The 23,483-nt window shown below is 71.9% G+C and carries 22 protein-coding genes and 1 riboswitch; of the genes, 12 read left to right on the top strand and 10 right to left on the bottom strand.

Annotated features, from left to right (window positions below; translation table 11 throughout):
• Nucleotides 1–64: 64 nt before the first annotated feature.
• Genes rsgA through ACFQ8C_RS07100 form a run of 3 tightly spaced genes read right to left on the bottom strand, consistent with a single transcriptional unit; the run spans nucleotide 65 to nucleotide 3,153 of the window.
• A complete protein-coding gene (rsgA, locus tag ACFQ8C_RS07110) occupies nucleotides 65–1,075 on the bottom strand; it encodes a ribosome small subunit-dependent GTPase A (protein WP_383453100.1) in 1,011 nt (336 codons plus the stop codon).
• A 3-nt stretch (nucleotides 1,076–1,078) separates the two neighbouring features.
• Complete coding sequence (gene aroA, locus ACFQ8C_RS07105) at nucleotides 1,079–2,449, bottom strand: 3-phosphoshikimate 1-carboxyvinyltransferase (protein ID WP_383453098.1); 1,371 nt, start codon at nucleotides 2,447–2,449, stop codon at nucleotides 1,079–1,081.
• 20 nt (nucleotides 2,450–2,469) lie between these two features.
• Nucleotides 2,470–3,153, bottom strand: coding sequence for a M50 family metallopeptidase (locus ACFQ8C_RS07100; protein WP_383453096.1), 684 nt, complete (start codon nucleotides 3,151–3,153; stop codon nucleotides 2,470–2,472).
• Nucleotides 3,154–3,202: 49 nt separating this feature from the next.
• Between ACFQ8C_RS07100 and ACFQ8C_RS07095 the strand changes: the two genes are divergently transcribed.
• The 8 genes from ACFQ8C_RS07095 to def all read left to right on the top strand — a co-directional run bounded on the left by ACFQ8C_RS07095 (nucleotide 3,203) and on the right by def (nucleotide 10,453).
• Nucleotides 3,203–4,018, top strand: a complete 816-nt coding sequence (locus ACFQ8C_RS07095; RefSeq protein ID WP_383453094.1) for an SOS response-associated peptidase — start codon at nucleotides 3,203–3,205, stop codon at nucleotides 4,016–4,018.
• A 39-nt stretch (nucleotides 4,019–4,057) separates the two neighbouring features.
• Nucleotides 4,058–4,693 (top strand): alpha/beta family hydrolase, encoded by a 636-nt coding sequence (locus ACFQ8C_RS07090; RefSeq protein ID WP_383453092.1) that lies wholly within the window; start codon nucleotides 4,058–4,060, stop codon nucleotides 4,691–4,693.
• A gap of 251 nt (nucleotides 4,694–4,944) precedes the next feature.
• Nucleotides 4,945–5,601: a sigma-70 family RNA polymerase sigma factor gene (locus ACFQ8C_RS07085; protein ID WP_383453184.1), complete on the top strand. Its 657-nt coding sequence runs from the start codon at nucleotides 4,945–4,947 to the stop codon at nucleotides 5,599–5,601.
• On the top strand, nucleotides 5,598–5,924 hold the full coding sequence (gene rsrA, locus ACFQ8C_RS07080; protein WP_383453090.1) for a mycothiol system anti-sigma-R factor: 327 nt from the start codon (nucleotides 5,598–5,600) through the stop codon (nucleotides 5,922–5,924). Before ACFQ8C_RS07085 ends, rsrA begins: the two co-directional genes overlap by 4 nt.
• Nucleotides 5,925–6,045: 121 nt before the next feature.
• On the top strand, nucleotides 6,046–7,404 hold the full coding sequence (locus ACFQ8C_RS07075) for an HD-GYP domain-containing protein (protein WP_383453182.1): 1,359 nt from the start codon (nucleotides 6,046–6,048) through the stop codon (nucleotides 7,402–7,404).
• A complete protein-coding gene (locus ACFQ8C_RS07070; RefSeq protein WP_383453088.1) occupies nucleotides 7,401–8,675 on the top strand; it encodes an HD-GYP domain-containing protein in 1,275 nt (424 codons plus the stop codon). Before ACFQ8C_RS07075 ends, ACFQ8C_RS07070 begins: the two co-directional genes overlap by 4 nt.
• A 79-nt stretch (nucleotides 8,676–8,754) precedes the next feature.
• Entirely contained in the window at nucleotides 8,755–9,735 is a 981-nt protein-coding gene (locus tag ACFQ8C_RS07065; protein ID WP_031013187.1) for a hypothetical protein, read from the top strand.
• Nucleotides 9,736–9,802: 67 nt separating this feature from the next.
• Nucleotides 9,803–10,453: a peptide deformylase gene (gene def, locus ACFQ8C_RS07060; RefSeq protein ID WP_383453086.1), complete on the top strand. Its 651-nt coding sequence runs from the start codon at nucleotides 9,803–9,805 to the stop codon at nucleotides 10,451–10,453.
• 68 nt (nucleotides 10,454–10,521) lie between these two features.
• Here def and ACFQ8C_RS07055 read toward each other — a convergent pair whose 3' ends face one another.
• The 7 genes from ACFQ8C_RS07055 to ACFQ8C_RS07025 form a co-directional block, all read right to left on the bottom strand.
• On the bottom strand, nucleotides 10,522–11,535 hold the full coding sequence (locus tag ACFQ8C_RS07055; protein ID WP_383453085.1) for a ribonucleotide-diphosphate reductase subunit beta: 1,014 nt from the start codon (nucleotides 11,533–11,535) through the stop codon (nucleotides 10,522–10,524).
• On the bottom strand, nucleotides 11,535–13,898 hold the full coding sequence (locus tag ACFQ8C_RS07050; protein ID WP_383453083.1) for a ribonucleoside-diphosphate reductase subunit alpha: 2,364 nt from the start codon (nucleotides 13,896–13,898) through the stop codon (nucleotides 11,535–11,537). The genes ACFQ8C_RS07055 and ACFQ8C_RS07050 overlap by 1 nt, the downstream gene beginning before the upstream one ends.
• A 154-nt stretch (nucleotides 13,899–14,052) precedes the next feature.
• Nucleotides 14,053–14,129: riboswitch (cobalamin riboswitch) on the bottom strand.
• A 76-nt stretch (nucleotides 14,130–14,205) separates the two neighbouring features.
• Nucleotides 14,206–14,709, bottom strand: a complete 504-nt coding sequence (locus tag ACFQ8C_RS07045) for a GNAT family N-acetyltransferase (RefSeq protein ID WP_383453081.1) — start codon at nucleotides 14,707–14,709, stop codon at nucleotides 14,206–14,208.
• 19 nt (nucleotides 14,710–14,728) lie between these two features.
• Entirely contained in the window at nucleotides 14,729–15,334 is a 606-nt protein-coding gene (locus ACFQ8C_RS07040; protein ID WP_383453079.1) for a hypothetical protein, read from the bottom strand.
• 79 nt (nucleotides 15,335–15,413) lie between these two features.
• The gene (gene mctP, locus ACFQ8C_RS07035; protein WP_383453077.1) at nucleotides 15,414–17,015 is read right to left on the bottom strand and encodes a monocarboxylate uptake permease MctP; all 1,602 of its coding nucleotides are present in this window, start codon (nucleotides 17,013–17,015) and stop codon (nucleotides 15,414–15,416) included.
• Nucleotides 17,012–17,275: a DUF3311 domain-containing protein gene (locus tag ACFQ8C_RS07030; RefSeq protein WP_383453075.1), complete on the bottom strand. Its 264-nt coding sequence runs from the start codon at nucleotides 17,273–17,275 to the stop codon at nucleotides 17,012–17,014. Before ACFQ8C_RS07030 ends, mctP begins: the two co-directional genes overlap by 4 nt.
• Nucleotides 17,276–17,465: 190 nt before the next feature.
• Nucleotides 17,466–18,230, bottom strand: a complete 765-nt coding sequence (locus ACFQ8C_RS07025) for a GntR family transcriptional regulator (protein ID WP_189848221.1) — start codon at nucleotides 18,228–18,230, stop codon at nucleotides 17,466–17,468.
• 282 nt (nucleotides 18,231–18,512) lie between these two features.
• On the opposite strand from ACFQ8C_RS07025, the gene ACFQ8C_RS07020 reads away from it, so the two are divergent.
• From ACFQ8C_RS07020 to ACFQ8C_RS07005, 4 genes are all read left to right on the top strand, one after another.
• The gene (locus ACFQ8C_RS07020) at nucleotides 18,513–19,802 is read left to right on the top strand and encodes an extracellular solute-binding protein (protein ID WP_383453073.1); all 1,290 of its coding nucleotides are present in this window, start codon (nucleotides 18,513–18,515) and stop codon (nucleotides 19,800–19,802) included.
• Between the two features lie 128 nt (nucleotides 19,803–19,930).
• Complete coding sequence (locus tag ACFQ8C_RS07015) at nucleotides 19,931–20,953, top strand: carbohydrate ABC transporter permease (RefSeq protein ID WP_383453071.1); 1,023 nt, start codon at nucleotides 19,931–19,933, stop codon at nucleotides 20,951–20,953.
• 41 nt (nucleotides 20,954–20,994) lie between these two features.
• Nucleotides 20,995–21,831 carry a carbohydrate ABC transporter permease gene (locus tag ACFQ8C_RS07010; RefSeq protein WP_383453181.1) on the top strand — a complete coding sequence of 279 codons (837 nt, stop codon included), beginning with the start codon at nucleotides 20,995–20,997 and terminating at the stop codon, nucleotides 21,829–21,831.
• Between the two features lie 9 nt (nucleotides 21,832–21,840).
• Nucleotides 21,841–23,358 (top strand): glycoside hydrolase family 3 protein, encoded by a 1,518-nt coding sequence (locus ACFQ8C_RS07005; RefSeq protein ID WP_383453069.1) that lies wholly within the window; start codon nucleotides 21,841–21,843, stop codon nucleotides 23,356–23,358.
• Nucleotides 23,359–23,483: the final 125 nt, after the last annotated feature.

Below are 23,483 nucleotides of genomic sequence, written 5' to 3'. Positions count from 1 at the left end.
TCGCACTTGTGCGGTTATGTCCATACCGGCCTGGGAGCGGGCGTAAACACCCCTGAGGAGGCGGTCAGTCGCCCTCGCGGCGCTCCCGGGTGGCGAGCAGCCGGCGCAGCGAGAAGAGCCGCGCCGGATCCGCGTGCCCCTCCGCCACCCAGGCGTCCAGGGCGCACTCGGGCTCGTCGTGGCTGCACGCGCGCGGACACTTCTCCGTGCCCGGCTCCAGGTCCGGGAAGGCGAGGATGACCCGCGCCGGATCGACGTGGTGCAGGCCGAAGGAGCGCACGCCCGGGGTGTCGATGACCCAGCCGTCGGCCGCGTCCAGCGGCAGCGCCAGCGCCGAGGTGGTGGTGTGCCGGCCGCGGCCGGTCACCGCGTTCACATGACCGGTGATCCGTCGCTTCTCCATCGGCACCAGCGCGTTCACCAGCGTCGTCTTCCCGACGCCGGAGTGACCGACGAAGGCGGTGACCCGCCCGTCCAGGTACGCGCGCACCCGGTCCGCGGCCCCGCCGTCGTACAGCTCCTCGCGGTTCACCACCACGTGCGGGATGTCGAGGGCGCCGTAGAGGTCCAGGAGCTGCTCCGGGGGCGCGAGGTCCGACTTCGTCATCACCAGGAAGGGCTCCAGGCCACCGTCGTACGCGGCCACCAGGCAGCGGTCGATCAGCCGGGGCCGCGGCTCCGGGTCGGCGAGCGCGGTGACGATCGCGAGCTGGTCGGCGTTGGCGACGACCACCCGCTCGTACGGGTCGTCGTCGTCGGCCGTGCGGCGCAGCACCGAGTCCCGCTCGCTGATCCGCACGATCCGCGCCAGGGTGTCCTTCTCGCCCGACAGGTCGCCCACCAGGGAGACCCGGTCGCCGACGACGGCCGCCTTGCGACCCAGTTCGCGCGCCTTCATCGCGATCACGGCCCGGTCCTCGACCAGGCAGGTGAGCCGGCCGCGGTCCACGGTGAGGACCATGCCCTCGACGGCGTCCTCGTGCTTGGGGCGGATGGAGGTCCGCGGCCGGGTGCCCTTGCGGTTGGGCCGCTGGCGGATGTCGTCCTCGTCGGTGTGCTTGCCGTAGCGCCGCATGGTTCAGACTCCGAGCATTTCGGTCCACATCCCCGGGAAGTCCGGCAAGGTCTTGGCCGTCGTCGCCACGTCCTCGATCTCCACGCCCTTCACGGCGAGGCCGATGATCGCGCCCGCGGTCGCCATCCGGTGGTCGTGGTACGTGTGGAAGACGCCGCCGTGGAGCGGGCGCGGGCGGATGTGGAGGCCGTCCTCGGTCTCGGTGACGTCGCCGCCGAGGCCGTTGATCTCCCGGGTGAGCGCCGCCAGCCGGTCGGTCTCGTGGAGCCGCAGGTGCGCCACCCCGCGCAGGGTGGAGGGGGAGTCGGCGAGGGCGGCGACGGCCGCGATGCCGGGGGTCAGCTCGCCGACCTCGCCCAGGTCGACGTCGATGCCGTGGATCCGGCCGGTGCCGGTGAAGGTGAGACCGGCGTCGGTGAGCTCGCAGGCGCCGCCCATCTCGGTGAAGATCCGGCGCAGCTCGTCGCCGGGCTGCGTGGTGCGGGCCGGCCAGTCGGGGACGGTCACCCGGCCGCCGGTGATCAGCGCCGCCGCCAGGAACGGCTGCGCGTTCGACAGGTCCGGCTCGACGACCAGGTCGCGGCCGCGCAGCGCCGAGGGGGCCACCCGCCACACGTCCGGCTCGCCGCCGTGCTCCGGCTCGTCGACCTTCGCGCCCACCGCGCGGAGCATGTCGACGGTCATCCGGATGTGCGGCATCGACGGCAGCCGGCCGCCGACGTGCCGGACCTCGACGCCCTGGTTGAAGCGGGCGCCGGAGAGCAGCAGGGCGCTGACGAACTGGGAGGAGGAGGAGGCGTCGATCTCCACGACCCCGCCCTCCAGGCCGCCGGCGCCGTGCACCGTCATCGGAAGGGCGCCGCGGCCCTCGTCGTCGATCCGGGCGCCGAGCGCGCGCAGCGCGTCGATCACCCCGTGCAGCGGGCGCTCGTGGGAGCGGGGGTCGCCGTCGAAGCGGACCGGGCCGTCGGCGAGCGCGGCGACCGGCGGCAGGAAGCGCATGACCGTGCCCGCGTTGCCGACGTCGACCGCCGCGGGGCCGCGCGGCGCGGCGGGGATGACCCGCCAGGCCTCGCCGCCCGGGCCGCCCGCGGCGGAGGAGCTGGACGACACCGTCTCCTCGATCCGCACGCCCAGGGTGCGCAGGCCCTCGGCCATCAGGAGGGTGTCGCGGGAGCGGAGCGGACGGCGCACCCAGCCGGGCTCGGCGGCGAGCGCGGCGAGCACCAGGGCGCGGTTGGTGACCGACTTCGAGCCCGGCACGGTCACGGTCGCGTCGACGGGGCCGCTCGCGTACGGGGCGGGCCACAGGTCCTGGCCGGCGGGGGCTGCGGAGTGCGACGGATCGGGGTGCGCGGGGGAAGCTGCGGTCATGCCCTCACTGTACGGGGGTGTCACAGGCCCAGAAGCCAGGTGGCGCCGCCGATCAGGCAGCAGAGGGACACCGTGTGGAAGAAGGCCAGCCACACCCCGGCGGGCACGTGGGTGAGCCGGGAGAGCTGGTCGGCGTCCGAGTCGGGAGCGCCGCCGTGCCGCCGCTTCGCCTGGAGCTCGAAGGCCGGTCGCACCCCGCCCAGGAGCAGGAACCACACCACCGCGTACGCGAAGACGGCCTGGACCTCCGGCGCGGCCAGCCACGACACCAGGACGAAGAGCGCGCCGGTGAGGACGACGGTGAGGACGCCGTACGCGTTGCGGACCATCACCAGCATCGCGAGGAGCAGTCCGGTCGCCACCCACAGCAGCACGGCGACCAGGCCCGCGCCGAGCAGCGCCGCCCCGCCGAGGCCCAGCAGGGGGGCCGCCGTGTAGCCGGCGGCCAGGGTGAGGACGACGCCGAGGCCGGTGGGCCGGCCCCGGGTGACGGTGAGGCCGCTGGTGTCCGAGTGGAGCCGGATGGCCTCCAGACGGCGGCCGGCGGCGAGCGCCACCAGGCCGTGGCCGCCCTCGTGGGCGATGGTGATCGCGTTCCGCGCGAGCAGCCAGAGACGGCGGGGCACGGTGACGGCGAGCGCGGCGACGCCGGTGGCGATCACCAGCCACTCGGCCGGGGCGGCCTGCGGGCTGAAGAGGTCCATCCTTCGGTCCGCTCCTCTCGGGCTCGGGGATCGTGGCAGTGTGGCACGTATGTGCGGACGTTTTGCGGCCGGGCGGCGGCCCGAGGACCTCGTCGACCTCTTCGGGATCGAGACGTGGGAGCCGACGGAGACCCTGGACCAGGACTGGAACGTGGCCCCCACCAAGGCGGTCCACGTGGTGCTCGAACGCCCTCTGAAAGACGCGGAGAGCCGGCGCCCGGTTCGCCAGCTGCGCGCCCTGAGGTGGGGACTGGTCCCGTCCTGGTCGAAGTCGTCCGAGGGCGCGGCCCGGATGATCAACGCCAGGGCCGAGACCCTGCACGAGAAGCCCTCCTTCAAACAGGCCTTCCGGTCCCGCCGCTGCATCCTTCCCGCCGACGGCTACTACGAGTGGGTGACCGGCGCGGACGAGCGCGACCTGGAGGTCGAGGGGAAGAGGAAGCGGCCCCGGAAGCAGCCCTACTTCGTGACCCCCGCCGACGGCTCGGTCATGGCCATGGCGGGCCTGTACGAGTTCTGGCGCGACCCCGCGCTGCCGCCCGAGCACCCGCACGCCTGGTGGGCCACCTGCTCGGTGGTCACCACCGAGGCGGAGACCGGCCCGCTCGGCGTGGCGCCCGCCGAGGGCCCCGGCTCGCTCGCCGAGATCCACCCCCGGATGCCGCTGATGCTCACCGAGGACCGCTGGGACGCCTGGCTGGACCCGGCCACCACCGGCCTCGACGAGCTGCGCGCCCTGCTCGCCCCGCCGCCGCCGGGCCTGATGCGGGCCTTCCCGGTCGCCACCGCCGTCAGCAACGTCCGCAACAACGGGCCCGAGCTGCTCGCCGAGCTGGCGGGACCGGAGCTCGGCACGCTGTTCTGACGGACGCCGGGGGCGCCCCCGGGACGGCAGGATGGGAAGGTGACGAAGATCGAGACCGTGTCCACCGACGCCGGTGAGGCGCGCATCACCTGGCACCCCGCCCCCGGGGCGCGCCGCGTCCTCGCCCTCGGCCACGGCGCCGGCGGCGGCATCGAGGCCCGTGACCTGGCCGCCCTCGCCGCCGCCCTGCCCGCCCGCGGCGTCACCGTCGCCCTGGTCGAGCAGCCCTGGCGGGTGGCGGGCAAGAAGGTCGCGCCCGCGCCGAAGACCCTCGACACCGGCTGGCGCGGCCTCTGGCCCGCCCTCGCGAAGCCCGGCCTTCCGGTGGTCGCGGGTGGCCGCAGCGCCGGCGCCCGGGTCGCCTGCCGCACCGGCGCGGAACTCGGCGCCGTCGCCGTCCTCGCCCTGAGCTTCCCGCTCCACCCGCCGGGCCGGCCGGAGAGCTCCCGGGCCGCCGAGATCCTCGGGACCGGCCTCCCCACCCTGGTCGTCCAGGGCGGCGGCGACCCCTTCGGGAAGCCGGCCGAGTTCCCGTCCGGAGGCACGTACCGGCTCGTCGGGATCGACCACGGCGACCACGGCTTCGCCGTCCCCAAACGTGCCCCGATCGACCAGGACGAGGCGGTCGCACGGATCGTCGGAGCCGTCGCCGACTGGCTCGCCGCACTGCGCTGAACCCCACCGGAGGCCCGGGAATGCCGGGGCCCGGCCTGCTGTTGTGGAGAGCGTCGGTGTGAGAAGCGAGAGAGGGAGTCCGTCGCATGGGTTCGACCATCTGCCCGGAGCGGGCCAGGTCCGCGGAGCTCGACTGGACCGTGCTGCCCGCCCCCAAGGCCGCCCCGATTCGGGCGGCGGGCGGAGCCGTTCCTCGTCTATCCTCCGAAACGAGCGGGTCCGGCACCGGCCCCGTCACCGCGCTGGAGGAGGTGGGTCCGGTCACTGGGACCGACACAGGGACCGACGACGGCCCCGAGGAGACGACCGAGGAGCGCAACGCGCGCTTCGAGCGGGACGCCCTCGGCTTCCTCGACCAGATGTACTCGGCCGCGCTGCGGATGACGCGCAACCCCGCGGACGCCGAGGACCTGGTGCAGGAGACCTACGCGAAGGCGTACGGCTCCTTCCACCAGTTCCGCGAGGGCACCAACCTGAAGGCGTGGATGTACCGCATCCTCACCAACACCTTCATCAACTCGTACCGCAAGAAGCAGCGTGAGCCCCAGCGCAGCGCCGCCGAGGAGATCGAGGACTGGCAGCTCGCCCGCGCCGAGTCGCACATGTCGACCGGTCTGCGCTCCGCCGAGTCGCAGGCGCTCGACCACCTCCCCGACTCGGACGTGAAGGAAGCGCTCCAGGCGATCCCCGAGGAGTTCCGCATCGCGGTCTACCTCGCCGATGTCGAGGGCTTTGCCTACAAGGAGATCGCCGACATCATGGGGACCCCCATCGGTACGGTGATGTCCCGCCTGCACCGGGGCCGCCGCCAGCTCCGCGGCATGCTCGAGGACTACGCCCGCGAGCGCGGCCTCGTCCCCGCCGGCGCCGGAGAGTCGTCCAAGGATCTGAAAGGCGCGGACTCATGAGCTGCGGAGACCCGCACGAGACGGACTGCTCGGAAGTCCTGGACCATCTCTACGAGTTCCTCGACCGGGAGATGCCCGACGGTGAGTGCACCAAGTTCGAGGTGCACTTCGAGGAGTGCTCGCCGTGCCTGGAGAAGTACGGCCTGGAGCAGGCGGTGAAGAAGCTCGTGAAGCGCTGCTGCGGCAGCGACGAGGTCCCCACCGACCTGCGCGCCAAGGTCATGGGCCGGATCGACCTGATCCGCGCCGGGCACCTGGTGCCCGAACAGGACGCCGTCGCCCCCGAGGCTACCGCGCCGCAGGCCCCCGCCACCCAGGAATGACCGGACGCGTGTGCGGGTCCTCCCCCGCGCGCCCGTCAGCTTGTATCACCCGATGGTAGGAATCGACGGCGGTCCGCCTTGAGCGGCCGCCGTCCTCGCTAGCGTGCACCGCGTGACGGTCGTGAAGCCCCTCCCGCGAACGGCCCGCGCGTACATCGTCTGCGCCGCCCTCGGCGCCGGAGCGTGCGCCCTGCCCGCGCTCCTCCCCCCGTCGCCCACCCCCTGGGCGACCGCCGGCCTCCTCGCCGCCCTGTACGCGCTCTGCGAGCTGCCCGCCCGCTGCCGCCTCCTCGGCCGCTCCCTCGGCGGCTCCGTCGCCATCGGCACCGGCTCCTTCTCCCCGGTGCTGCTCGCCGCCGCCCTGCTGCTGCCCCCGGCCGCCGCCGTGCTCACCGCCCTCCCCGGCGGCCTCCTGGCCCGCGTCGGGGAACCCCCCGCCCGCTGGCGCCGCACCTGGCGTGCCGCCGCCACCGCCCTCGCCGTCTGGGCCGCCGCCCACGCCGCGGGCGCCCTCGACGGACCCGCCGCCCACGCCACCGCGGAGTTCCCCCACGCGCTGCTCCCCGCCCTCGGCGCCGCCCTCGCCTTCTGCCTCGCGCTCACCGCCCTCGACGGGGGCATCCGCGCCACCGCCGACGGCCTCCCGCCGCGCGCCGCCTGGCGCGGACTCCTCGGCCGCGCCCTCGCCCCCCACCTCGTCCACGGCCTGGCCGGACTCATGATGGCCGTCCTCTGGCGCAGCCCCCACGGCCCCGCCGCCGCCCTCCTCGTCCTGCTGCCCATGTACATCTCCTGCTGGGTCTTCGCCCAGTACCACCACGAGCGCGCCGCCCACCAGGCCACCATCCGGGCCCTCGTCCAGGCCGTCGACATCAAGGACAGCTACACCCGGGGCCACAGCGAACGCGTCGGCCGCGCCTCCGTCCTGATCGCCCGTGAGCTCGGCATGGACGGCGAGCGGCTCGACACCGTCCGCTTCGCCGGCATCCTCCACGACGTCGGCAAGCTCGGCGTCCCCACCCGCGTCCTGCGCAAGGACGGCCCGCTCACCCCCGAGGAGCGCCGGATCATCGAACTCCACCCCGAGTACGGCCACGAGATGATCCGCGGCATCGGCTTCCTCGGCGAGGCCCGCGACGCCGTCCTCCACCACCACGAGCGGATCGACGGCACCGGCTACCCCTACGGGCTGCGCGGCGAGGAGATCCCCGAATGCGCCCGGGTTGTCGCCGTCGCCGACGCCTTCGACGCCATGACCTCCACCCGCTCCTACAGCCGGGCCCGGCCCGTCGCCGCCGCCCTCGCCGAACTGGAGCGGTGCGCCGGCAGCCACTTCGACCCCCGGATGGTCGCCGCGCTCGCCCGCGCGCTCGCCCGACGCGGATGGCAGACCGCCGTCACCGCCGACGAACCCGGTACGCAGGTCCCCGTCCCCCGCGCCCCGGGGCCGCTCGCACCCCAGCCGAAGGAGCCCGCGTGAGACCGGGCGCGGTCACCGTCGGCGCCGTCCACGCCGCCGCCCTCCTCCTCGGCGCGGCCGGTCTCGCCTCCACCCTCTGGCACGGGATCGCCGAACCCGGCAACGCCCTCGCCTTCGGCGCCCTCATCGCGCTCGGCGAACTGGCCCGCTGGGGCGCCCACCCGGGGGAGCGCGAGCCCGCCCCGCTCGGCGCGGCCGCCGCCCTCGCCTACGCCCTGCTCGGCCACGCCGCCGGCACCGCCACCACCCACGGCGTCCTCCAGATCGTCGCCGTCGTCTGCGCCGGCGGCCTCGCCGGGATCGTGCCCCACATCGCCCGGGGCCGGGCCGGGAGCCGCGACCGGGGCCCGGGCCGCGACCACCTCGCCCGCAGGGTCCTCACCGTCGGCTTCGCCGCCCTCTGTTTCCAGCCGCTCTACAACGCGGGCGCCCTCACCGGCCACCTCGGCGCCGGCACCCCCTACGTCCTCTTCCTCCTCCTCGTCCTCGGCCTGACCGGCCTCTGCGACGCCGTCCTCGCCGCCCTGCTGCTGCGCGCCCGCACCGCGTACCCGTACGGTCCCCTCCTCCGCGACGAGCTGCGCGCCCTCCTCGGCATCGGCTCCGCCGTCTGCGCCACCGGCGTCGTCATGGCCCTCGGGGTCGCCGCCGCCGGACTCTGGGCGCTGCCCGTCCTCGCCGTGCCGCTGCTGCTCACCCAGGTCTCCTCCCGGCGGTACGCGGCCGTCCGCACCGTCAACCGGCAGACCATCGCCTCCCTCGCCCGGGCGACCGAGATCGCCGGGTGCACACCGCCGGGCCACGCCCGCCGGGTCGCCGCCCTCGCCACCGCCGTCGGCCGCGAGCTGGGCCTCGGCGGCGCCGAGCTGACCGTCCTGGAGTACGCCGCCCTCATGCACGACATCGGACAGCTCTCCCTCGTCGACCCCGTCGCCGGCGGTGCCACCGCGTCGCTGCCCGCGGAGCAGCAGCGCCGGATCGCCCTCCTCGGCGGCGAGGTGGTGCGGATGACCGGCGTCCCGGCGGCCGTCGCCCACGTGGTCGAGCGACAGGCCGACCCGTACCGCGAGCAGCCGCTGCCGGCCCGGATCGTCCGCACCGTGAACGCCTACGACGACCTCGCCGGCCAGGACGCGGGCGCCGCCCTGGAGGCCCTGGAGACGCTCAGGCTCGGCACCGCCCGGGACCACCATCCCGAGGTCGTGGCCTGCCTGGCCAGGGTCCTCGCCCGGGGCGGAACCCCTGGGGTGACCTCGGTCCCGACGGGGTAACCCATGGGTAATGAGCGCGCGTCCGACCCGGCATGGTTGGATGCGAACAAGAGGGTGAAGCGACCGGCAGGCGGGAATCGTGAGGATCTTCGGGAAGGTACGGCATCGGCCCTCCGCCTCGTGGCGGCAGGCCACCGACCGCGCGTTCACGCTGATCGGTGACGGACGGTACGAGGACGCGGGCGCGCTGCTCACCCGGGCGGCCGATCTGGAGCCCTGGCTCTCCGAGTCCTGGTTCAACCTGGCGCTGCTCCACAAGTTCCGGCACGACTGGGAGCAGGCCCGTGCCGCCGGACTGCGGGCCGTGGCCCTGCTCGACAAGGAGACCGGCGCCCCGGACTGGTGGAACGTCGGCATCGCCGCCACCGCCCTCCAGGACTGGCCGCTGGCCCGTCGCGCCTGGCAGGCATACGGACTGAAGGTCCCCGGCGCCTCCTCCGCCACCGGCGAGCCCGCCGGGATGGAGCTCGGCAGCGCCGCCGTGCGGCTCTCGCCGGAGGGCGAGGCCGAGGTCGTGTGGGGCCGCAGGCTCGACCCGGCCCGCATCGAGGTCCTCTCCATCCCGCTGCCGTCCTCCGGGCGGCGCTGGGGCGAGGTGGTCCTCCACGACGGCGTCCCGAACGGCGAGCGGACCACCACGGCGGGACCGTCGTACCCCGTCTTCGACGAGATCGAGCTGTGGGCCCCGTCGCCCGTCCCCACCTGGGTCGTCCTCCTGGAGGCCGCCACCGAGGCCGACCGGGACGCGCTGGAGCAGCTCGCCGCGGAGGCGGGCTTCGCCGCCGAGGACTGGTCCTCGTCGGTACGGCTGCTCTGCCGCGCCTGCTCGGAGTCGACCATGCCCAGCGCCGAGGGCGAGGGCGACCACGTCGACCCGCACGACCACAGCGAGCCCGGCCACCCCGGACCGCTCGGCCACCGCTCGCCCGGCGAGCTGTGGGTGCCCGAGCGCGAGTGCGGGATCGCCGCCCCGGCGGACCTGGTGCGCGGACTCCTCGACGGCTGGGTCGCCGACAGCCCGGACAGCCGCGAGTGGCGCGATCTCGAAGAGGTCTGCTGAGGCTTCCGTCCGGGCCCCGTAGGCTGTCCCCCGACGGAATCGGGTTTTCAGGAAGGCGCGGCGGCACATGGCGCAGCAGGAGTCGGGCGAGCAGATCTTCACGGGCTACGCCCTGGACGACGACGGCTACATCGTGGACACGGAGGAGTGCGAGGCGCGCGAGCTCGCCCACCGCGAGCGGGGCACCTCCCGTCCCATCACGGTCGTCGGCAACCCGGTGCTGCACCACGAGTGCGAGGACGTCACCGAGTTCGGTCCCGAACTGGCCGCCCTGGTCGACGACATGTTCGCCAGCCAGAAGACGGCCGAGGGCGTCGGCCTCGCCGCCAACCAGATCGGCGTCGGCCTCAAGGTCTTCGTCTACGACTGCCCCGACGACGAGGGCGTCCGCCACACCGGCCACGTGATCAACCCGGTGCTCCAGGAGCTGCCGGCCGACCGCCGCCACCTCGACGACTCCAACGAGGGCTGCCTCTCGGTCCCCACCGCCTACGCGGAGCTGGCCCGCCCCGACTTCGCCGAGGTCCACGGCCAGGACCTCCTGGGCAACCCCGTCAAGGTCCGCGGCACCGGCTACTTCGCCCGCTGCCTCCAGCACGAGACGGACCACCTCTACGGCTTCCTCTACATCGACAAGCTCTCCAAGCGCGACCGCAAGGACGCGCTGCGCCAGATGGAGGAGGGCACCCCGCGCTACCCGGTCGTCCCGAACGACTGACCGCGCGCCGGTACGCCGGAGGGCCCCGCACTCACCGAGTGCGGGGCCCTCCGGCGTATCCGTACGGCCTAGAAGTCCTCGTCCAGGTCGACCGTGCCCTCGACCGCCACCTGGTAGGCGGAGGGGCGGCGCTCGAAGAAGTTGGTGAGTTCCTGGACGCCCTGGAGCTCCATGAAGGAGAAGGGGTTCTCGGAGCCGAAGACCGGGGGGAAGCCGAGGCGGCCCAGGCGCTGGTCGGCGACGCACTGGAGGTACTCGCGCATCGACTCGGTGTTCATGCCGGGCAGGCCCTCGCCGCACAGGTCGCGGCCGAACTGGAGCTCCGCCTCGACGGCCTCCTTCAGCATGTCCGTGACCTGCTGCCGCAGCTCGTCGTCGAAGAGCTCCGGCTCCTCCTTGCGGACCGTGTCCACGACCTCGAAGGCGAAGTTCATGTGCATGGTCTCGTCGCGGAAGACCCAGTTGGTGCCGGTCGCCAGGCCGTGCAGCAGGCCGCGGGAGCGGAACCAGTACACGTAGGCGAAGGCGCCGTAGAAGAACAGGCCCTCGATGCAGGCGGCGAAGCAGATCAGGTTCAGCAGGAAGCGGCGGCGGTCGGCCGCCGTCTCCAGCCGCTCGATCTTCTCGACCGAGTCCATCCAGCGGAAGCAGAACTGCGCCTTCTCGCGGATCGAGGGGATGTTCTCGACCGCCGCGAAGGCGGCGGCGCGGTCGTCCGGGTCGGGCAGGTACGTGTCCAGGAGGGTCAGGTAGAACTGGACGTGCACCGCCTCCTCGAAGAGCTGCCGGCTCAGGTAGAGCCGCGCCTCGGGGGAGTTGATGTGCTTGTAGAGCGTCAGGACCAGGTTGTTCGCGACGATCGAGTCGCCCGTCGCGAAGAACGCGACCAGCCGGCCGATCATGTGCTGCTCGCCGGGGGTGAGCTTGGCCAGGTCGGCGACGTCCGAGTGGAGGTCGACCTCCTCCACCGTCCAGGTGTTCTTGATGGCGTCCCGGTAGCGCTCGTAGAAGTCCGGGTAGCGCATCGGACGCAGGGTCAGTTCGAAGCCCGGGTCGAGCAGGTTCTTGTTCTGGGCGGTCATTACTGGCAGGCCTCGCAGGACTCGGGGTTTTCGAGGGAGCAGGCGACCGCGTCGGGGTCGGCGACCTGCTGGACGGGGATCGGGGCGGCCGCCTGGGCCGCGCGGGCGATCCGCGTCGCCGGGCGCGAACGCAGGTAGTACGTCGTCTTCAGGCCCCGCTTCCAGGCGTACGCGTACATCGACGACAGCTTGCCGATGGTCGGCGTCTCCAGGAACAGGTTCAGGGACTGCGACTGGTCGAGGAAGGGGGTGCGGTCCGCCGCCATGTCGATGAGACCGCGCTGCGGGATCTCCCACGCCGTCCGGTACAGCTCGCGGACCTCGGCCGGCACCCAGGAGAAGCCCTGCACCGAGCCGTTGGACTCGCGCAGCGCCTCACGGGTCTGCGCGTCCCAGACGCCCAGCTGCTTCAGCTCGTCGACGAGGTACGAGTTGACCTGGAGGAACTCGCCGGAGAGCGTCTCGCGCTTGAAGAGGTTGGAGACCTGCGGCTCGATGCACTCGTAGACGCCCGCGATCGAGGCGATCGTCGCCGTCGGCGCGATGGCGAGGAGGAGGGAGTTGCGCAGGCCGGTGGTGGCGATCCGCTCGCGCAGCGCCGCCCAGCGCTCCGGCCAGTTCGGCTCGACGCCGTAGTGGTCGGGGTGGAGCACGCCCCGGGCGGTACGGGTCCGCTCCCAGGCCGGCAGCGGGCCGTTCCGCTCGGCGAGGTCGGCGGAGGCCTCGTACGCGGCGAGCATGATCCGCTCGGCGATCCGGGTGGACAGCGCGCGCGCCCCGGCGGAGTCGAAGGGCAGCCGCAGCTTGAAGAAGACGTCCTGGAGGCCCATCGCGCCCAGGCCCACCGGGCGCCACTCGGCGTTGGAGCGGCCGGCCTGCTCGGTCGGGTAGAAGTTGATGTCGACGACCCGGTCGAGGAAGGTGACGGCGGTGCGGACGGTCGCGTCGAGCCGCTCCCAGTCGATGTCCCCGTCGGCCACGAAGGCGCCGAGGTTCACCGAGCCGAGGTTGCAGACGGCCGTCTCGCCGTCGTTCGTGACCTCGATGATCTCGGTGCAGAGGTTGGAGGAGTGGACGACCGCGCCGGGCTCGGCGGTCTGGTTGGCCGTACGGTTCGAGGCGTCCTTGAAGGTCATCCAGCCGTTGCCGGTCTGCGCCAGGGTCCGCATCATCCGGCCGTACAGGTCGCGGGCCGGCATCGTCCGGCGGGCCAGGCCCTTCGCCTCGGCGGCGCGGTAGGCGGCGTCGAACTCCTCGCCCCACAGGTCGACCAGCTCGGGCACGTCGGCGGGGGAGAAGAGGGACCACTCGGCGTCCGCGTTCACCCGGCGCATGAACTCGTCCGGGATCCAGTGGGCGAGGTTCAGGTTGTGGGTGCGGCGGGCGTCCTCGCCGGTGTTGTCGCGGAGCTCCAGGAACTCCTCGATGTCCGCGTGCCAGGTCTCCAGGTAGACGGCCGCGGCGCCCTTGCGGCGGCCGCCCTGGTTCACGGCGGCGACCGAGGCGTCCAGCGTCTTCAGGAAGGGCACGATGCCGTTGGAGTGGCCGTTGGTGCCGCGGATCAGCGAACCGCGCGAGCGGATCCGGGAGTACGACAGGCCGATGCCGCCCGCGTGCTTCGACAGGCGCGCGACCTGGTGGTAGCGGTCGTAGATCGAGTCCAGCTCGTCCTGCGGGGAGTCCAGGAGGTAGCAGGAGGACATCTGCGGGTGGCGGGTGCCGGAGTTGAAGAGCGTGGGGGAGGAGGGCAGGTAGTCGAGCCGGCTCATCAGCCCGTACAGCGCCGCCACCTCGTCCAGGGCGCGGGTGCTGTCGTCCTCGGCGAGACCGGCGGCGACCCGGAGCATGAAGTGCTGCGGGGTCTCGATCACCTTGCGGGTGATCGGGTGGCGCAGCAGGTAGCGGGAGTAGAGGGTCCGCAGGCCGAAGTAGCCGAAGCGGTCGTCGGCGTCCGGGTCGACCAGCGCGTCCAGGCGGTCCGCGTGCAGGGCCACGAAGGCGGCGGTGCGGTCGGCGATCAGGCCCTCGCGGTGGCCGGTGGCGACGGAGGCGGAGAAGGCGACCGCGCCCTGCGAGACCGCCTCGTCGGCGATGGTGCGGGTGAGGAGCCGGGCGGCGAGCCGGGAGTAGGCGGGGTCCTCGGAGATGAGTCCGGCCGCGGCCTCGGTGGCCAGTTCGCGCAGCTCCGCCTCGTCCGAACCGGCGTGCCGGCCGCGCAGGGCGGCGGCGGCGACCCGGCCGGGGTCGGTGTCGGTGAGGTCGGCGGTGAGGTCGGTCAGGGTCCGCAGCAGTACGGTCCCGGGGCCGTCGCTCTCGATCGCGGCGGCCTCGGTGGCTGACGGACCCGCAGGCGCGATGGTCACGTGGGGGCTCTCCCTCGCTCGGCCCGGGGCCACGGCGGGGGGAGGGGCGGGCGAGGCATCCGTACGCGCGGAGGCGCCCGCGTCCACCGGCCCATTCCGCGAGGCCCGGACGTCGTCGGCACCCGGAACGGACGGACCGGGCGCACCGTCGGCAGGTCCTCGGACTCCCCTCGTGCGAAAGCGCACGAAGTACACCGTTGCGGGACAGTTCCGGATTCGCACCGGATTCCCCTGCGGCGACAGCGAGGACGAGCATACATGTGGGGGGCGCCGATCACGGCACCCCCCACATGTTGTGTCCCGTCGCTCAGGTGGCCAGGGAGAACGCCAGCAGCGGCGACAGCCCCGGCACCGGGCTCCAGTCCCGCTCGGGGATCCGGACGAAGCCGAGGCGTTCGTAGATCCGGTGGGCGGTCGTCATCCGGTCCTGGGTGGACAGCACCAGTCGCGCGCAGCCGTCGAGGGCCCGCGCCCGGTCGACACAGGCCCGTACGAGCGCCTCTCCGACGCCCCGGCCGCGCGCCGTGTGCGCGACCGCGAGGAGCCGGAACTCGGCCTCGCCGGGGCCGGCGATGTCCGCCCACTCCCCGCCGCCGGCCGTGAAGGTGACCGCGCCGAGCAGCGCCCCGCCGGCGTCCACGGCGACCAGCACCTCCGCCTCGACGGCCCGCCGGGCGACGTCCTTCATCACCGGCAGGTAGTCGTCGTCCTCCCCGAAGGTGAGGTGCCCGTCGTCGAGGTAGGCGCGGGCGGTGAGCTCGCCCACCTCCTCGTACTCCTCCGGCCGTACGGCCCTGATCGTGAAGTCCATGTCCGGCAGTCTGCCGTCCTCAGCCGCTCGCGCCCACCGAGTTGTCGGGCGCCCCGTCGCCGACCGGCGGCAGGTCGCCGCGCTCGACGGCCCCGCCCGGGCCGGTGGACTCCGGCAGAACGGCGTCGAGTTCGGCGTCGTCGGCGCGGTGGGCCCCGGCGGCGGCCTCCTTCAGCAGGCCGCGGGGGACGGTGAGCGGGGCGGCGACCTCGACGCGCAGCCCGCCCTCGTTGCGCAGGTACGCGTGCCGGTCGCCCTCGCGGCGGTACCAGCCGTCGCCCTCGGCCTCGCAGCCGTCGCCGCCGGCGGGCCCGGCGACGCACTCCTCGGCGCGGAACGGCCGGCGTTCGGCGCTGAGCGTGACGCTGTCGCCGTCCTTGCCCACGTACACGATCCGGAAGCCGTCCTCGCCGATGACGCCGGCGGACTGGAGCGCCGGCTCGTACCCCTCGGCCTCGGTGACGTAGACGTGCTCGACGCGCGTCTGGGCGTGCCGGGCGCGGGCCTCCAGGGCGGCGTGGTCGGGCGCCGGCGGGTCGGACGCCGTCACGGTGCCGCAGCCGGCGAGCACGGACAGGCCGGCGGCGAGCAGGAGCGGCGGCAGGGGAGCGGTCCGGGGGCGCATGGGGGCCTTTCGGTGGCGGGGACGCGGCAGGCCGCCCGGCCTGGAGCGGCGGGCGGCCTGCGGGCTGGTGCGGGACGGCTCAGTGGCCGGCGCCGACCTTCGGGAGGTCGGTGCGGACGCCCTTGTCACCGGCGTCGGCGGTGTAGTCCGACGGCGAGGTCTCGTCGACGCCCTCGGGGGCCTTGAGGGCCTTGAGGACGAAGGTGAGGACCACCGTGACCACGACGTTGAGCACGAAGGCGGTGAGACCGATGTAGCCGATCTCGCCGATGCCGGGGATCTCGGCGGACGAGCCGCCGAAGTGCTTCTGCTTCGGCGTCGACACGTTGTACGCGGCGATCGTGCCGTACACCATGCCGACGGCCCAGCCGGCGAGCAGCGCCCAGCGGTGGAACCAGCGGGTGAAGAGACCGCCGACCAGGGCCGGGAAGGTCTGGAGGATCCAGATGCCGCCGAGGAGCTGGAAGTTGATGGCGACCGTCTTGTCCATGGTGAGGACGAAGACGAGGGCGCCGACCTTCACCAGGAGGGAGACCAGCTTGGAGACCTTGGTCTCCTGCTCGGGGGTCGCCGTGGGCTTGATGAAGTCCTTGTAGATGTTCCGGGTGAAGAGGTTGGCCGCGGCGATCGACATGATCGCGGCCGGGACGAGCGCGCCGATGCCGATGGCGGCGAAGGCCACGCCCGCGAACCAGGCGGGGAACATGTCCTCGAAGAGCTGCGGGATGGCGAGCTGGCCGTTCTGGACCTTGATTCCGGCGGCGATCGCCATGAAGCCGAGGAGCGCGAGCAGGCCCAGCATCAGCGAGTACAGCGGCAGGATCGTGGTGTTGCGGCGGATGACCTCACGGCTCCTGGACGACAGGGTCGCCGTGATGGAGTGCGGGTACATGAAGAGCGCGAGCGCCGAGCCGAGGGCGAGCGTCGCGTACGTCCACTGCCCGGCCTCGCCCGGCACGAGCCCGCCGGCCTTGGCGGCGGTGAACTTCTCGTCGGCCGCGGCGAAGATCTCGCCGAAGCCGCCCAGCTTGATCGGGATGTAGATGATCGCCACCGCGATGACGATGTAGATCAGGGTGTCCTTGACGAAGGCGATGAGCGCGGGCGCGCGCAGCCCCGAGGAGTAGGTGTACGCGGCGAGCACACCGAAGGCGATGAGGAGCGGCAGGTCCTTGATGAACCAGTGGGTGGTCTCGCCGCCGCCGACGCCCAGCACGTCCAGGACGGCCTGGATGCCGACGAGCTGGAGCGCGATGTACGGCATGGTGGCGAGGATGCCGGTGACCGCCACCGCGAGCGACAGGCCCTTGGAGCCGAAGCGGCCGCGGACGAAGTCGGAGGTGGTGACGTAGCCGTGCTTGTGCGAGACCGACCAGAGGCGCGGCAGGAAGGTGAAGATCAGCGGGTAGACCAGGATGGTGTACGGGACGGCGAAGAAGCCGGCCGCGCCCGCCGCGTAGATGGCCGCCGGGACGGCGACGAAGGTGTACGCGGTGTAGAGGTCTCCGCCGAGCAGGAACCAGGTGACCCAGGTGCCGAACGAGCGGCCGCCCAGGCCCCATTCGTCGAGGCTGTTCTCATTCTCGGCCTTCCGCCAGTTCGCGGCGAGGAAGCCCATGACCGTGACGGCCAGGAAGAAGAACACGAACACGCAGAGCGCGACGACGTTGACGTCCTTCATCGCTCCTCACCACCCTCACGGACGCGGCGGGCGCGCTGGTCGCGCTGCCAGAGCATGTACGCGATGACGGTGAGCGCGGTCGAGACCAGCACCCACAGCATCTGGTACCAGTAGAAGAACGGGATGCCGGCGAGAAGGGGATCGACCTTCGCGTAGGACCCGACCCAGAGCATCGCCACGAACGGGGCGATGAGGCAGATCGCGATGACGATCCTGACCGGTGTGACGACCGGTTGTTTCCCGGTTCCGGATTCTGACATGGTGAAGAAGTCCCCTCGCTGATCACCGGCGTGTGCCGTGGAAATCTAAGGGACCGTCCAGCCCTTGGGAACCCTGGTCCGAATAACGGACCTGTATCGGGTGGATCCCGACGGCCGCCGGGAACTGGCTGAAAAAGAGGTACCCCGACACATCACACGGATGTGCCGGGGTAAAGGTTCAGATCGATTTTCAGCCGTTGGGCCGCTGGAGCCTCGCGACGAATTTGTAGCGGTCGCCGCGGTAGACCGAGCGCACCCATTCGACCGGCTCGCCCTGGGCGTCCAGCGAGTGACGGGAGAGCATCAGCATCGGCAGGCCGACGTCGGTGCCGAGCAGGCCCGCCTCGCGCGGGGTCGCGAGCGAGGTCTCGATGGTCTCCTCGGCCTCGGCGAGGTGCACGTCGTACACCTCGGCCAGGGCGGTGTAGAGAGAGGTGTACTTGACGAGCGAACGGCGCAGCGCGGGGAAGCGCTTGGCCGAAAGATGAGTGGTCTCGATCGCCATCGGCTCGCCGTTCGCCAGGCGGAGGCGCTCGATCCGGAGCACCCGGCCGCCGGCGGAGATGTCGAGCAGCCCGGCGAGGGTGTCGTCGGCCGTGACGTATCCGATGTCGAGGAGCTGCGAGGTGGGTTCGAGGCCCTGGGCGCGCATGTCCTCGGTGTACGAGGTGAGTTGCAGGGACTGGGAGACCTTCGGCTTCGCCACGAAGGTGCCCTTGCCCTGGATGCGCTCCAGCCGGCCCTCGACCACCAGCTCCTGGAGGGCCTGGCGCACGGTGGTGCGCGAGGTGTCGAATTCGGCCGCGAGCGTCCGCTCGGGCGGCACCGGGGTGCCGGGCGGAAGGGTCTCCGTCATGTCGAGGAGGTGCCTTTTCAGCCGGTAGTACTTGGGCACGCGCGCGGTGCGGGTCGCCGCCCCGCCCTCTGTCTCCGTGCTGCCCGCCTCCGTGGCCATGGCCTGCCTTCCCGACTGTGCTGCTGCCGTCACCGGCTCCTCCGTCTGTCGCGGCTCACATGGTGGCACGGACCGGTCACGGGTCGTCGGCCTCCCTCAGGTGTCGGTCCGATAACGGACGCGACTGCCCTTCTTATACACCCTTGACACCCCCAAAGGTCTAGGCCAAGCTCCGGGTACTGGTCTAAACCATTAAAGACCAGGTCCCAGCCCCACGAGCACTACCTGACGTATGTCTTCGCGCGGTGGGCAGGGGTTGCAGGCATCCCTGAGGAGGGTGGCGTGAAGCGCAAGCTCATCGCGGCGATCGGCGTCGCGGGCATGATGGTCTCTATCGCTGCGTGTGGTGGTTCCGACAGCGGTGACAAGAAGGACAAGGCCGAGGGCGGCAACAAGTCGCTCACCGTCTGGGTCATGGACGGTTCCGCTCCCAAGGAGTGGATCGACGGCGTCAACAAGGAGTTCGAGACCGCTCACCCCGGCGTCAAGGTCAACGTCGAGGTCCAGCAGTGGACCGACATCCAGACCAAGGTCACCACGGCGCTCTCCGAGGACACCCCGCCGGACGTTCTGGAGCTCGGCAACACCCAGACCACGGGTTACGCCGTCACCGGCGGTCTCGCCGACCTCTCCGGCGACAAGGAGAAGCTCGGCTACAACAACTGGAGCAAGGGCATGCTGCCCTCGGCCGAGCTGGACGGCAAGCTCTACGCCGCTCCGTGGTGGGCCGCCAGCCGCGTCGTGATCTACGACAAGGCCGCCTACAAGAAGGCCGGCGTCACCCCGCCGAAGACCCGCGACGAGTGGATCGACGGCCTGAAGAAGCTCAAGGCCGCCGACGCCAAGTCGCAGCCCATCTACCTCCCGGGCCAGAGCTGGTACGTCCTCGCCGGCTTCCTGTGGGACGAGGGCGGCGAGCTCGCGGTCAAGGACGGCGACAAGTGGAAGGGTGGCCTGGCCACCCCGCAGGCCGCCGCCGCCATGAACTTCTACAAGGAGCTGCAGTCCTTCTCGACCGCTCCGAAGGACAAGGACGAGGCCACCCCGCAGCAGTCCGTGGACGTCGTCCCCAAGGGGGGCGTCGCTTCCTGGATCGGTCTCGGCTGGGAGGCCGGCGGCGCGATCGCGGCCATCGAGAAGGCCGGCGCGAAGGCCGACTTCGGCTACTTCCCGATCCCGGGCAAGACGGCCGACAAGCCGGGCTCCGTCTTCTTCGGCGGCTCGAACCTCGCCGTCTCCGAGCGCTCCAAGAACCAGGAGCTCGCGAAGGAGTGGCTGGCCTTCGTCACCAACAAGAAGCAGCTCCAGTCGTACGGCACCGCCAACAAGGGCGGCATCATCCCCGTCGACACCTCCGCGCAGGTCACCCCTGAGGCCGGCTCCTTCGCCGAGGCCATGGTCAAGGTCGCCGAGGTCGGTCGCATCACCCCGATCACCGGTGGCTGGGCGAACGTCGAGACCGAGCCCAACCCGATCAAGGGCTACATGACCAAGGTCCTGAAGGGCGAGGACCCGCAGAAGGCCGGCGAAGAGGCCGACAAGGTCATCGCCGAGCGCATCAACCAGCAGTAATCCCACCCCGGTGGCGTGGCCGGCTTCCCCCCCGGCCACGCCACCTGGGCGTTGCAGTGATTGCGGCCCGCTCCCCCGGGCCGCGCCCCGGTGGGCGCGGGAGCCCCAGAACCGCGAGGAAGAAGACCATGACCGTGGACTCCCAGGGGACGGCGACCGCCGGTTCCCAGGACGCGCCCGGGAGGGCGGCAGGGAAGTCGCAGACTCCGCCACCCCCTTCCGGTGCGAAGGAAGCCCCTCAGCCCTCGCGCGGCAGACGTTCGCTGCCTGGTGGGCTACTGCCGTACCTGCTCGTCACACCCGCCCTGCTGTCCATGGCGGTGTTGCTGCTCTACCCCCTGATCAGCAACCTGATCCTCTCCTTCCAGTCGGTCAACCGGCGTGAGCTCATCCGCCGCGAGACGCCCTGGATCGGCTTCGACAACTACACGGAGCTGCTGGGCAACTCGGAGTTCTGGACCGTCGTCCTCCGCTCGGTCGCCTTCACCGCCGCCAACGTGGCACTGATCATGGCGATCGGCACCGGCATCGGCCTGCTCCTCAACCGCCTCGGCAAGAAGATGCGCCTCGTGCTCTCCCTGGCGCTCGCCTTCGCCTGGGCCATGCCGATCGTCGCCTCCGTCACGGTCTTCCAGTGGCTCTTCGACGAGCAGTTCGGCGTCGCCAACTGGCTGATGCGCACGCTCGGCTTCTCCGGCTACGACCAGCACAACTGGTTCGAGACCGGCTTCTCCACCTTCGTGATCATCACGGCCCTGGTCGTCTGGGGCTCCGTCCCCTTCGTCGCCCTCAACATGTACGCCGGCCTCACCACCGTGGGCACCGAGCTCTACGAGGCGGCCCGCATGGACGGCGCGAACGGCTGGCGGACCTTCTGGTCCGTCGTCTTCCCGAACCTCAAGCCCTTCTTCATGATCACCACCTTCCTGGAGATCATCTGGGTCTTCAAGGCGTTCACCCAGGTCTACGCCATGAACCAGGGCGGCCCCGACCGCGCCACCGAGACCCTCCCCGTCTTCGCGTACATCGAAGGCATGAGCCAGCAGCACTACGGCGTCGCGGCGGCCATCTCGATCCTCACCATCGTGATGCTCCTCGTGGCCATGTCCTTCTACTTCCGCCTGATCCTGAAGCAGGAGGACGAGCAGTGAGCACCACCGCACAGACCCCCCAGGCGCCGGCTCCGCAGAAGCTGCGCACCCGCAAGCCGCTGACCGTCGGCGCCGTGGCGAAGAACGCCGCCGCCGTCGTCCTGGCCGTGATCTTCGTCTTCCCGGTCTACTGGATGTTCTCGTCCTCGCTGAAGCCGCAGAGCGAGATCCTCTCCAAGGACCCGGTCTTCTTCTTCACGCCGACCTTCGAGAACTACTCGACGGCCACCGGCGTCGACCTCTTCTGGACGTACGTCACCAACAGCCTCATCGTCACGGTGGGTGCCGTCCTCCTGGCCCTGCTCGTGGCCCTCGCCGCGAGCTTCGCGATCGCCCGCATGAAGTTCAAGGGCCGCAAGGGCATCGTCCTCATCGTGATGATGGCCCAGATGGCCCCCTGGGAGGTCATGGTCATCGCGATGTACATGATCGCCCGCGACAACGACATGCTGAACAGCATCCCGCTGCTCACCGCGATCTACTTCGTGATGGTCCTGCCCTTCACCATCTGGACCCTGCGCGGCTTCATCGCCGCCGTCCCGGTCGAGCTGGAGGAGGCCGCCCAGATCGACGGCTGCACCCGCGGCCAGGCCTTCCGCAAGGTCATCTTCCCGCTGCTCGCCCCGGGCCTGATGTCCACCTCGCTCTTCGGCTTCATCACGGCCTGGAACGAGTTCGCCATGGTCCTCGTGCTCAACAAGGACAAGACGAACCAGACCCTGACGCTCTGGCTCACCCAGTTCCAGACCGCGTTCGGCGACGACTGGGGCGCCACCATGGCCGCCTCCACGCTCTTCGCCCTGCCCGTGCTCATCGTGTTCCTCTTCCTCCAGCGCAAGGCCGTCGGCGGCATGACCGCCGGCGCGGTGAAGGGATAACGGCGCCCCATGACCACACTCGTACACGGCTCGGACACCCTGACCCGTGACGCGCTCACGGTGCTCCAGCCCGGCTTCGTCGGCACCACCGCCCCCGACTGGCTGCTCCGCCGGATCGGGGAGGGCCTCTCGTCCGTCGGCCTCTTCGGCCGGAACGTCGCGAGCCCCGAACAGCTCGCCCGCCTCACCGCCCAGCTCCGTGCCGAGCGGGAGGACGTCCTCGTCGCCATCGACGAGGAGGGCGGCGACGTCACCCGCCTGGAGGTCAACGAGGGCTCGTCCTTCCCGGGCAACTACGCCCTGGGCCGGGTCGACGACGTCGAGCTGACCCGGGCCGTCGCCCGCGAGCTCGGCCGCCGGCTCATCGCCTGCGGCATCGACCTCAACTGGGCCCCCTCGGCCGACGTGAACTCCAACGCCGAGAACCCGGTCATCGGCGTCCGCTCCTTCGGACCGGACCCGGACCTGGTCGCCCGGCACACCGTGGCGTACGTCGACGGCCTCCAGGCCGTCGGGGTCGCGGCCTGCACCAAGCACTTCCCCGGACACGGCGACACCAACGTCGACTCGCACGACGCGCTGCCCCGGATCGATGTGGACCTCGCCACACTGCACGCCCGTGAGCTGGTGCCTTTCCGCGCGGCCATCGCCGCGGGTACCAAAGCAGTCATGAGCGCGCATATCCTGCTCTCCGCGCTCGACACCGAACGTCCGGCCACCCTGAGCCCGCAGATCCTCACCGGTCTGCTCCGCCAGGAGCTGGGCTTCGACGGTCTGATCGTCACCGACGGCATGGAGATGCAGGCCGTCGCGGCGACGTACGGCATCGAGCGCGGATCCGTCCTCGCCATCGCCGCGGGCGCCGACGCCATCTGCGTCGGCGGCGGGCTGTGCGACGAGGACACCGTACTGCGGCTGCGCGACGCGCTGGTCTCCGCGGTGCGGACCGGTGAACTGCCCGAGGAGCGGCTGGCCGACGCCGCGGCGCGCGTGCGCGCCCTGGCGGCCTGGACCCAGGCGCACCGGGCGAGGGGGGCTGGGTCGGTGCCGGGCGCGGCAGTGCAGGAGGGGACCGCGCCCGGTGCCGACATCGGACTCGTGGCGGCCCGCCGGGCCCTGCGGATCACCAAGGGCGGCGGCCTCTACACCCCGGTGTCGAGCGCTCCCTTCGTCGCCTCCTTCACCCCGGTCGCCAACTTCGCGGTCGGCGACGAGACCCCGTGGGGCGTCGCCGCCGAGCTGGACCGGCTGCTGCCGGGCACCGGGGCCGGCTCCTTCGGCGCCGAGGACACGGTCGACTCCGTGCTCGCGGCGGCGGGGGAGCGGCGGATCGTCGCGGTCGTCCGCGACCTCCACCGGCACCCGTGGATGACCGCGGCGCTGGACGGCCTGGTGGCCTCCCGCCCGGACACCGTGGTCGTCGAGATGGGGCTCAACGAGGCGGAGCCGCGCGGTGCCCTGCACATCGCCACGCACGGCGCCGCCGAAGGTGGGGCAGATGATTGGGGTGAAGTCGTAACAAGGTAGCCGTACCGGAAGGTGCGGCTGGATCACCTCCTTTCTAAGGAGCACAGCACCGATTGCAGGCAGACGTCCTGCACGGTCAGCTCATGGGTGGAACGTTGATTAGTTGGCGTGAGTGGACCTGATGG

The sequence above is a fragment of the Streptomyces sp. NPDC056503 genome (assembly GCF_042794995.1).
Classification (GTDB): Bacteria; Actinomycetota; Actinomycetes; order Streptomycetales; family Streptomycetaceae; genus Streptomyces.
This window is presented reverse-complemented; position numbering and strand designations above follow the sequence as displayed.